This window comes from uncultured Rikenella sp. (genome assembly GCF_947628055.1).
Lineage (GTDB): Bacteria > Bacteroidota > Bacteroidia > Bacteroidales > Rikenellaceae > Rikenella.
Window position 1 is genome coordinate 1 of record NZ_CANQYJ010000089.1, and the last position, 9,843, is coordinate 9,843.

8 protein-coding genes are annotated in these 9,843 nt (G+C 59.1%); 5 read left to right on the forward strand and 3 right to left on the reverse strand.

Going from position 1 to position 9,843, the window contains the following annotated elements; translation table 11 throughout:
* A partial coding sequence (locus tag Q0Z93_RS08105; protein WP_298064431.1) for a hypothetical protein occupies nucleotides 1–247 on the forward strand: 247 nt, incomplete at its 5' end.
* 237 nt (nucleotides 248–484) lie between these two features.
* Here the strand turns inward: Q0Z93_RS08105 and Q0Z93_RS08110 are convergent.
* Both Q0Z93_RS08110 and Q0Z93_RS08115 read right to left on the reverse strand, forming a co-directional pair.
* Nucleotides 485–1,501, reverse strand: a complete 1,017-nt coding sequence (locus Q0Z93_RS08110) for a DUF2764 family protein (RefSeq protein WP_298064432.1) — start codon at nucleotides 1,499–1,501, stop codon at nucleotides 485–487.
* Between the two features lie 37 nt (nucleotides 1,502–1,538).
* A complete protein-coding gene (locus Q0Z93_RS08115; RefSeq protein WP_298064433.1) occupies nucleotides 1,539–2,162 on the reverse strand; it encodes a hypothetical protein in 624 nt (207 codons plus the stop codon).
* Between the two features lie 696 nt (nucleotides 2,163–2,858).
* Between Q0Z93_RS08115 and Q0Z93_RS08120 the strand changes: the two genes are divergently transcribed.
* A complete protein-coding gene (locus tag Q0Z93_RS08120; protein WP_298064434.1) occupies nucleotides 2,859–3,596 on the forward strand; it encodes a hypothetical protein in 738 nt (245 codons plus the stop codon).
* 373 nt (nucleotides 3,597–3,969) lie between these two features.
* On the opposite strand, the gene Q0Z93_RS08125 is transcribed toward Q0Z93_RS08120, so the two are convergent.
* On the reverse strand, nucleotides 3,970–5,481 hold the full coding sequence (locus tag Q0Z93_RS08125) for a DUF4301 family protein (RefSeq protein WP_298064435.1): 1,512 nt from the start codon (nucleotides 5,479–5,481) through the stop codon (nucleotides 3,970–3,972).
* A gap of 88 nt (nucleotides 5,482–5,569) precedes the next feature.
* Between Q0Z93_RS08125 and murB the strand changes: the two genes are divergently transcribed.
* The 3 genes from murB (at nucleotide 5,570) to Q0Z93_RS08140 (ending at nucleotide 9,297) form a co-directional block, all read left to right on the forward strand.
* Nucleotides 5,570–6,595: a UDP-N-acetylmuramate dehydrogenase gene (gene murB, locus Q0Z93_RS08130; protein ID WP_298064437.1), complete on the forward strand. Its 1,026-nt coding sequence runs from the start codon at nucleotides 5,570–5,572 to the stop codon at nucleotides 6,593–6,595.
* Between the two features lie 121 nt (nucleotides 6,596–6,716).
* On the forward strand, nucleotides 6,717–8,852 hold the full coding sequence (locus Q0Z93_RS08135) for a M3 family metallopeptidase (protein WP_298064438.1): 2,136 nt from the start codon (nucleotides 6,717–6,719) through the stop codon (nucleotides 8,850–8,852).
* A 37-nt stretch (nucleotides 8,853–8,889) separates the two neighbouring features.
* Complete coding sequence (locus Q0Z93_RS08140) at nucleotides 8,890–9,297, forward strand: S4 domain-containing protein (protein WP_298064439.1); 408 nt, start codon at nucleotides 8,890–8,892, stop codon at nucleotides 9,295–9,297.
* Nucleotides 9,298–9,843 lie beyond the last annotated feature (546 nt).

The following is a 9,843-nucleotide window of genomic DNA, read 5'->3' on the forward strand; positions in this document are numbered from 1 at the left end:
CGCGCGCTGGCGGAAATCCTGTTCAAAAGCAATTCATGCTTTTGAACGATTTCCTATTCCAGCCGTCGCGCGCGAGGTGCCGGTGCCGCTGGGTACTCCAGCCGGGGGGATGCTACACCTTAACCGGAGGAAACTGCGCTCCCGCGCGGGGCCGCGTGCCCGCGGTGGGCTTGCAAAACTTCGTTTTGCCGGAACCTGCCGGGTACAAATTGCTTGTGATTCGCGCGCCGGTGGAAATTCGGTTTAACTGCGATCTCCCCATGTCGGGCCGCAGCCTCCCGCAGCGGAGGCCCGCAACTTTGTTGCTTAGCTCCGCAGGCTGCACCCCGAAACTATACTTGTCCGCGCGTTCTGTTCCAAAGGAGGGAACCGCCCTCAGGCCGGGCAGGCCGCGGGTGCCCCCGCCGGGCTTGCGATACTTCGTATCGCTTGGGCCGGGAACTCCCCGAAGCCCAAACCGCCCCCGATATGACCGCACAAGCTACTATCCCACCGACGACTCCGCAATCTTCTCCGGATCCGCCAGCGCCGACACCATCTCACGGAAATTTTCCCGGCCCCGTTCCGCATCCAACCGCCCCCACCGATGCAGAATATTGAGCCGGATCAGGTAATCCATCACCCGACCGATCCCGAAATAGTCATGTTCCGCCAAGTCATCCGCCATCCGAACCCGCAGCTCGTCCATTTTGCGTTCCCGTTCCACAAAATCCTCCGTCTCCAACACCTGCAACAACTCCTCCGTATACGGAAACCGATCCCGCATTCCGAAATCCTGTGCCTGTCCGTTCACATAGGCATCCCTCAGCTCCACATCCGTCTCCACGATCATCCCCTCTTTCCGTTCCGCCGACAGCCCCAGCTGCCGTGCCTTGTACGCCGCCACAATATTGCGCACCGTCCGGTCGTACCCCGCCCAAGTTCTCAAATACTCCGGCACCGTCAAATTCCCCGGCCACAGGCCCCCTAAAGAAAAGCCCCCGCCCCCGCCATTCGACGCCGAAAACGCTCCGCAAGCCCTGTAAAAACTCTGGAACAGTTCCCGTTCCAAATCGTCCGCCGACAGCGGCGCAAATTCGTCCGGCTGCGGAATCCCCGCATTCCCGTCTTCTCCCGTGCGTCCCCGGAAACGATCCACCGCCAGCCGCACTGTCCTCGGCACCGCTAACCGTTCCAACCGCTCGGCCAGTTCCTCCGGCAACCAGGTCGCCGCATCCCCGTCCGACGACGATCCCGTCCGATCCACCAGCAACGCCACCTCTTCCCGCGACAGATTTCCCAACTCGTTGAACGGCAGTCTCGATCCCTGTACATATCCCATGATATTCTCTATATCATAATAGGTATAGAGCAATTCCACCGCCCTGCGATCTCCCGGTGTCAGTTCGTTCATGATCTGGGCCTTGACCTGCGGCACGTCCACGCGCAACCCTCCCGACACCGCGTTGTCGATGTCGAACGGATACTCCGTCAGCCCTGCAACCAGATAGTAATACTGCATACGTTGAAACTAAGAAAAAATCACTGAAACAGACCGATCACTTTTCTTCATCCCCGAACAGCAGGCTCGCCACTTTCGGCCGCAGATATGACCGGAAGAGCGCGTCGAAGTCCGCATCCGAGAAGCTGACATAATATCCTCCGTCTTTAACCGCAATCCGGAACGGCACTCTCACTTTCGCATCCGTGACCACTTCGACCCCATGATCGCCCCCGAGCTTTTCCGCCAGCGCATTTTTCACTGCCTCGACCAGCTCGCTGCCCCGGTTTTCCGGCAGCACCACCCGCAACGCTCCGCCCTCCTGTTGTCCGACCGACTGTACCGCAGTCACTGCCAATTCTTTGATAAACGAGTTGTCTCGCCATGCTTCGGCCACCTGCGGCGTAACGACTTGCATCTGCACCATGCTTTCCACTTGCTGTCTCAAAGCACTTTTCAGCTGCCCGGCGGCCAGCCGCACTTCGTTCTCGGTGTTGACCCGGAGCTGGGCTGCCGATTTTTCGGCTTCGGCCACGATTCCCATAGCTTTGTCCTGCGCCTCGGCCACGATCTTCTCTGCGTCGGCATGTGCCTTAGCCAGTATGCTTTCGGCTTCGGCCCGGCCTTTCGACAGTCCTTCGTTGTACAGTTTTTCGGTCAGTTGTTGCAGTTTGTTTTCCATGATCCGTGATCTTATAATGCGTTTTTTCAATTACTCGATATGATTCCCGGCGGAAGGCTGGCTTTGCTGGGGGTGTGTTTCCGGCGGCTGCCGTACCTGGTGTCCCGATTGATTATTGTACGTTTTTTTCGTCTCGAGCCAGCGGGGCTCTTACTCTGTCTTTGATGCCCTCATGTCGGGCGGGCTCTTTTTCTTAGCCGCCTCAAGCCGGCGGGGCTTTCTCTCCGGCGGAAAGCTCTGTGGGAGTTCCTTCGCCGGAAAAGGTTTTTCTTTCGATCCACTCAGGCCGCGGAGGCCCTTCATTTCTTTTGGCAGCAAAAGAACCGAGCAGCGTTCCGAGGGTAGAGACCGCAAGCGGTCTCTGCCGAGGTAGCACGAGGAAGACCGCAGGTCAAACGAAGCAAAGAAAACTGCCTCCAGCCGGTTTCGCCTTGTCGGATGTCCGTGCGTCCTGCGCGGCCACCCCAAGGCAAAACACGACGCTTCCGGAAAGGCTTTCGCGTGCGGAGGAAACAGTTTCCCGCGTCAGCGGCAGGCCGGAGCTCCCGGCTGCGGAGGCCTGCAATTTTCTCGCTGCGCTCGATTGCAGTCCCCGCTGGCTCCGGCCAATCAAGGATAGTTACAGCCCGTTGCAAATCGGAAATGGTCTTTATCCCGCGCGCTGGCGGAAATCCTGTTCAAAAGCAATTCATGCTTTTGAACGATTTCCTATTTCAGCAATCGCGCGCGGTGCCACTCGGCGCGAAAAGGAGGGTACTGCCTTTACGCCGGGCGGGCGGTGCTGCTTGGCACACGAACCAGGAGTTTGCTCCGCCTCAACTGGAGGGAACCGCCCTCAGGCCGGGCAGGCCCCGCGTGCCCGCGGTGGGCTTGCAAAACTTCGTTTTGCTTGGATCGGAACTACCTCAAACAACTTCCACGCACCGGAAAAATCGTTCGTTTTCAACTCGCGTTGAAACCGTCGATTTTCCTTTTTCGGCGTCGGCGAGCACGAGGCCGCTCGGCACGCAAGTCGGCTACCTTTACGTCTGTTTTTTCCGCGCGCCAGCGAAATCTTATTTCAACAAACTGTCGTTTGTCGAAATGATTTCGCTCTGTAAGGCGCGGCGCGCGGAGATGAATTCACTTTGCCCGCGCGCTGGCGGAAATTCGGTTCAAAAGCAATTCATGCTTTTGAACGATTTCCTGCTCCAGCCGTCGCGCGCGGGTGCCGCTCGGCGCGAAAAGGAGGGTACTGCCTTTACGCCGGGCGGGCGGTGCCACTCGGCACACGAACCAGGAGTTTGCTCCGCCTCAACTGGAGAGAACCGCCCTCAGGCCGGGCGGGCCCCGCGTGCCCGCGGTGGGCTTGCAAAACTTCGTTTTGCTTGGATCGGAACTACCTCAAACAACTTCCGCGCGCCAGAAAAATCGTTCGTTTTCAACTCGCATTGAAACCGTCGATTTTCCTTTTTCGGCGTCGGCGCGCACGGGGCCGCTCGGCACTCGAACCAGGAGTTTGCTCCGCCACACCCAAAGGGAACTGCGCCCGCGAACCGAGCAGTCCCCACTTAGTAAATCCTCTCAAACTCTAACAAAAGCCCCAACGGGGCCCCGCACCAGGCAATAGGCTATAACTACCTTAACCAAAGCAATGCAAACCTCAACACAAGCGTCGGGCGGACGATACTGCGCATCGCTTAGGCAGCCTCTACCCCAAACCCAGCAAAAACTCGAATAAGCCCCCGGCAATCAAGTATACTGCAAACCATTCCCACCCGAACAAAACCCACAGCGTCCCCGGAAGCTCCCCCCCTCAAAAAACGCCCTACTGATGCTGCGGCCTCAGCAAGTCCGCCACCGTCTTGACCGGCGCGAACGTCGTGATCGGCACCTCGACAAACACCGTATTCCAGTCCGCCATCGCCCCGTTCCAGAGGCCCGGCAGCTCCAGCGCCTTCAAACTGCGTCCGTCCTTGCTTTTTTCGGATATAAAACCGGTTTTCCTGTCCACATAATGCGTCAGATCGAACTTCCGACCCTTAAAATCGCGCACCGCGCAAACCAAGTCCACCGGATTGAAATGCGTACCTCCCCCCATCAAAGCCTGTCTCACCGCCGGGTCGATCTGCGACGATTCCGCGATCTGGAGCGACAGCGCCCCCTCCATGCCCAAGGAAGTCCGCGCCCAGAACGGCCCCCCGCCCGGTTCCCCCTCGTTGCGCACCATGCCGCACACCCTCAGCGGCCGATCAAGCACCCGTCGCATATCCGCCAGCGTCGGTTCCGAGGAAGATGGAAAACGATAGCACAGTTTCTCCTCGATAAACTGCCGCAATTCCCCCGCATCCACCGCAGACGTCCCCGCAGAAGAAACCGAATCGATCGCTTTCAGGTACGAGAACACCCGCTGCTGCAAATCCAGCGCCACCGCCGCCAAAGCCTTCTTGTACAGCACCGTATCCCCTTTCAAGTGATCCGGCACCACATTGTCCACCGTCTTGATGAAAATCAGGTCCGCGTCGATCCGATTCAGATTCTCGATCAGCGCCCCGTGTCCCCCCGGCCGGAACAGAATATCCCCTTCGCCGTTATTTCCCACCGCCGCCCCCTCGCGGAACGGCGTATTGTCCGGATTGACCGCAATCGTATCCGTCGCCGGCTCCTGCACCGAATAATCGATCTCATATTCCACCCCGTACTTGGCCGAAAACACACCGATCCGTTCATTCACCAGCCGTTTGAAATCTTCCATATGCTCCGGCGACACCGTGAAATGGATCTTCGCAGGATTTCCCCCATACAAAGCCACTTCGACCAGATGTTCCTCCATCGCCGTCCGCCCCCCGTCCGCATACTTGTGGAACTTGATGAGCCCTTTCGGCTTCTTCCCCAGCCCCAGCCCCGTACCGGCAGCAAAATCCCCCTCGACAATCGCCCCGATCACCGCTTTCGGATCGTTCATATCGATCCCTAACTTCACCAAATCTTCGTAGAACGCGAACCGGTCCAATCCCTCCAACACCCGTTCCACCGCAGCACTCCTCTCGCCGCGACAATCCCCCCCCACGAATTCGTAGAGTTCCTTGAACATCCTGGAAGCCGCCCCCGAAGCCGGGACGAACTTTTCCACGGTGAACTTTCCCACCGCCCGTCCGTACAGCCCCGCCAACTCCTGCGCCTTCTCCGGAGTCAATTTCAGGATACCATCCCCCACCACCGCCGCGCGGTCGATCGTCAGGTAAGGAAACCCCGTGCGGAACGCCTTCAGCTGCTCTTCAGCCCGCGCCGGATCAATGCCCCGTCCGGCCAGCTGGGTCAAATCTTTTTGAGTAAACATAGTCCCTCTTTTTTGGATGGTAATAACACCGTTAAAGTTAGGTATTATTTTTAAATTTGTAACATCAAAATAGTCCCGAAGCGACAAGATGACCAATTTTTCCGACAATTTTCCCCTCGGCGACCGCAACACTTTCGGCCTCGACGCCACGGCCCGTTATTGGGCCGAATTCCGCACCACAGGCGAACTGCGCGACATTATCCTCGCCTGTCGGGAGCGCCATCTGCCGTGGTACGTGCTCAGCGGAGGCAGCAACCTCATCCTGACAGGAAATTTTCCCGGCGTCGTCATTCACCCGGCAGCGGCGGAAATTACGCTGCCCGAAGCGACTTTGGTGCGGGCCGAAGCGGCGGTCGTCTGGGACGAATTGGTGGCGTGGACGGTGGAACGCGGCTTGGGCGGATTGGAAAACCTGTCGCTGATCCCGGGCCTGGCGGGGGCGGCGCCGGTGCAGAACATCGGCGCTTACGGCGCGGAGGCCAAAGACACGATCGAAACGGTGGAATACTTCGACACGGAGACCTTCGATACGGTGCGCATCAAAGGGGCGGACTGCGCATTCGGCTACCGGGACTCCATTTTCAAGGGGGCTCTTAAAGGGCGGGCGATCGTGACCGCCGTCGAGTTCCGGCTCGTGCCGGAAGATACGCCCGGCGGAGGGGGATATACCTATAATATAGGATACGGCGACCTGCACGACCGGGTGGAGGCTTTGGGCGGGCCGACCCTCGACCATATCCGGCGGGCAGTGATCGCCATCCGCGAGGCGAAGCTGCCCGATCCGGCGGTGACGGGAAACGCGGGGAGCTTCTTCAAGAATCCGGTGATTCCGGCGGCGCAGGCGGAGCGGCTGCGGGAGGCGTATCCGGAAATGCCGGGCTATCCGTCGGCGGACGGAGAGACGGTCAAGGTGCCGGCGGCATGGCTGATCGACCGGGCCGGGTGGAAAGGTTTCCGCTGCGGAACGGTGGGGGTGCATCCGAAACAGGCCTTGGTACTCATCAACTTAGGGGGGGCGACGGCGCAGGAGATTCTGAACCTCGCGCGACGTATCATCGCCGATGTGGAGCGGAAGTTCGGCATCGCTCTCTCGATGGAAGTCAACGTCCTGTAGCGTCGATTTCCGTTTTCCCTGTGCCGACGGACACACTAACCGCCTACTTTCTCCGTTATCCATGACGGCCTTACACCCCATGCACGGAACTGCAAAAACCTTATTTACATTAGCTATTGTTATGAGCACCGCCATACTCGCCGGATGTACCGGCGCCGACAACCGGGCCAACCCTCTGCTGACCGAATGGGACACCCCTTACGGCGTGCCGCCTTTCGACCGGATCCGGCTCGAAGACTACCGTCCTGCCGTCGAGCAGCTGATCGCCGAAGGGAGGCGCACCGTCGACGGCATTGCCGCACAGACCGACAGCGCGACTTTCGAGAACACCATTGTGGCTCTGGAATTCGCCCAGCAGCCTCTGGAACGGACACTGAACGTTTTCTACAACCTGAACAGCGCCGAGACCAGCGATTCCATGCAGGCCCTCGCCATTGAACTGTCGCCCCTGCTGACCGAATTCACCAACGACATCATGCTCGACGAGCGGCTTTTCGCCCGGGTCAAGTCGGTGTACGATGCGGCGGCCGGAGATTTCGCCGGGCTGACCGCCGAGCAGCGGACCCTGTTGGAAGAGACCTATAAGAATTTCGTCCGTTCCGGCGCCAATCTGACACCGGAACAAAAAGCCGAATACCGCGCTGTGACCGGCGAACTGGCGCAGCTCACCCTGCGGTTCGAGCAGAATCTGCTGGCTGCCACCAACGGATGGCAGCTGCATCTGACGGATTCCGCAGATTTGGCGGGACTGCCGGAGTCGGTGCGCGACCCGGCCGCTGCGGAAGCCGGCAGCGCGGGGATGCAAGGGTGGCTTTTTACACTCCATGCGCCGAGCTACATCCCTTTCATGACGTATTCCGAGCGGCGCGACTTGCGCGAACGCATGTACCGGGCATACAACAGCCGCGCCTACGGCGGAGAGCATGACAACGGGCCGGTTCTTGTGCGGATCGCCGACCTGAGGCTGAGGCTGGCCAACCTGTTGGGGTACCGAACTTATGCCGATTATGCGCTGGAAGAACGCATGGCCGGCACTGTCGGACGGGTGGACAGCCTGCTGGACGAACTGCTTGCCCGGACGAAACCCTATGCCGAGCGGGAGGTGGCCGGAATAGAGGCATATGCTGCGGAGCAGGGGCTCGAAGGCCCGCTGATGCCGTGGGACTGGGCTTTCTATACCGAAAAATACAAGGCGGCCGCGTATGATCTCGACGACGAGATGACGCGGCCTTATTTCCGGCTCGAACGGGTGCAGGATGCCTTGTTTTTGCTGGCCGGGCGGCTCTATGGTCTCACTTTCAAAGAAAACAGGGATATTCCGGTCTATCATCCCGACGTGCATGCTTTCGAGGTGTACGATGCCGAGCGGGGCAGCGACAGCGACGGGCCGATGGCCGTCCTTTATATCGATTATTTCCCGCGGCCGGGAAAACAGGGAGGCGCGTGGATGACCTCTTTCCGGCAGACTTACACCGATCCGCAAAGCGGGGAACAGGTCATTCCCGTGGTTTCGCTGGTCTGCAATTTCACCAAACCGACGGGAAAGCGGCCGTCGCTGCTGAGTTTCAACGAGGTGACAACCATCTTCCACGAATTCGGCCACGGTCTGCACGGCATGCTGGGCCGGGGGAGCTATCCCGGTCTGACGGGCACCAATGTGCGGCGCGATTTCGTGGAGCTGCCTTCCCAGATTATGGAAAACTGGGTCGGCGAAAAGGAATTCCTCGATCTCTGGGCAGCCCATTACCTGACGGGCGAGAAGATGCCTGCCGGGCTGATCGACAAGATCGAGGCGTCCAAACGCTACCTGGCGGCTTATTCCTGCGTGCGGCAGCTGCAATTCGGCTTTTGCGACATGGCTTGGCACACGATTGCGGAACCGCTGGGCGCCTCGTGCGACGTGGCTGCTTTCGAGCGGCAGGCCACGGAGCGGACGCGGGTGATGCCTCCGGTGGAGGGCACTTGCTTTTCGACGGGCTTCGGCCACATCTTCGGCGGGGGGTATGCGGCGGGCTATTACAGTTACAAGTGGGCCGAGGTTCTGGAGGCGGATGCTTATGCCAAATTCAAGGGAAACGGGATTTTCGACAGGGCGACGGCGCTGTCGTTCCGCGAAAATATCCTCACTCCGGGCGGCAGCGAGCATCCGATGACGCTGTACGTCCGTTTCGCGGGGCACGAACCGACTGTCGGCCCTTTGCTCGAAAAGATGGGGATACCGGCGGATGCACCGGGCGGGCAGAAATCGTCGCGCTGATCGAGACTGAGTAATTCATTCGCTAAATCTTATCGTTATGGCGGAAGGTGTTCGTATAGACAAGTGGCTGTGGTCGGTGCGGCTGTTCAAGACGCGCAGCGATGCGGCGGAGGCGTGCCGCTGCAATCGGGTGCTGGTGAATGGGACGGCGGTCAAACCTTCGCGCGAGGTGCGCACGGGTGAGGTGGTCTCGGTGCGCAGGATGCCGGTGGTGTACAGTTTCCGGATTCGGGAATTAGTGGCTACGCGCCAACCGGCGAAAAATGTGCCGCGCTATATCGAGGATGTGACGCCGCCGGAGGAGTTGGACAAAATGGAAATGGCGCGGGCGGGAGCTTTCGCGGTGCGCGACCGGGGCATGGGACGCCCGACGAAGAAGGAGAGGCGGGATATCGAGGAGTTGCTGGAGGGGTTCGGTGATGATTCCGACGAGGCGGATTGGTAAATGTAGGTTTATTTTGCACTGTGCCGTGTGGGACTGTTCTTTCTTTGAAAAGAAAGAACCAAAGAAACTTTTAGATAGCTGCGCTACTCCTTACGCTCCGCAATCCTCTTGCATTGTGTTTGTTCGGGGCGCGGGAATCGGGCCGATGAAGTACTAACTTCATGATGTCGGCCCGATTCCCCGCACCCCGACAAATCAAAGAAAAGGGTATCTGGCAGGCTCAAGAGATGCGTTAGCATCTCAGAAAGTTTTTCTGGTTCTCTTTGTTCACAAAGAGAACAGTTCTATACTGAACACGCACAATAAAACCTACAGTTTTTTACAGGCCTCCGCAGCAAGCCGCCGGAGAGAGATACACTTGCCGACAAACACCAACCTTTCGACCATGCAAAACACACCCCATACCCCACCCCGCCTGTGGTTTCCCATCCTCAGCATCCTGGCCGTATACCTCGCCGCCAGCCTGCTGCTGGGCCAGTTTTTCGGAAACCTCGAAGCCCTCTGCGACCCCGCCTTGGGAGGATTCGCCACCTACACCGGCAGCTT

What these genes read in the sequence shown, in the direction of transcription:
- Q0Z93_RS08110 (WP_298064432.1), bottom strand. Translation starts at nt 1,501, where the DNA reads ATGCAGTATTACTATCTGGTTGCAGGGCTGACGGAGTATCCGTTCGAC.
- Q0Z93_RS08115 (WP_298064433.1), bottom strand. Translation starts at nt 2,162, where the DNA reads ATGGAAAACAAACTGCAACAACTGACCGAAAAACTGTACAACGAAGGA.
- Q0Z93_RS08125 (WP_298064435.1), bottom strand. Translation starts at nt 5,481, where the DNA reads ATGTTTACTCAAAAAGATTTGACCCAGCTGGCCGGACGGGGCATTGAT.
- murB (WP_298064437.1), top strand. Translation starts at nt 5,570, where the DNA reads ATGACCAATTTTTCCGACAATTTTCCCCTCGGCGACCGCAACACTTTC.
- Q0Z93_RS08135 (WP_298064438.1), top strand. Translation starts at nt 6,717, where the DNA reads ATGAGCACCGCCATACTCGCCGGATGTACCGGCGCCGACAACCGGGCC.
- Q0Z93_RS08140 (WP_298064439.1), top strand. Translation starts at nt 8,890, where the DNA reads ATGGCGGAAGGTGTTCGTATAGACAAGTGGCTGTGGTCGGTGCGGCTG.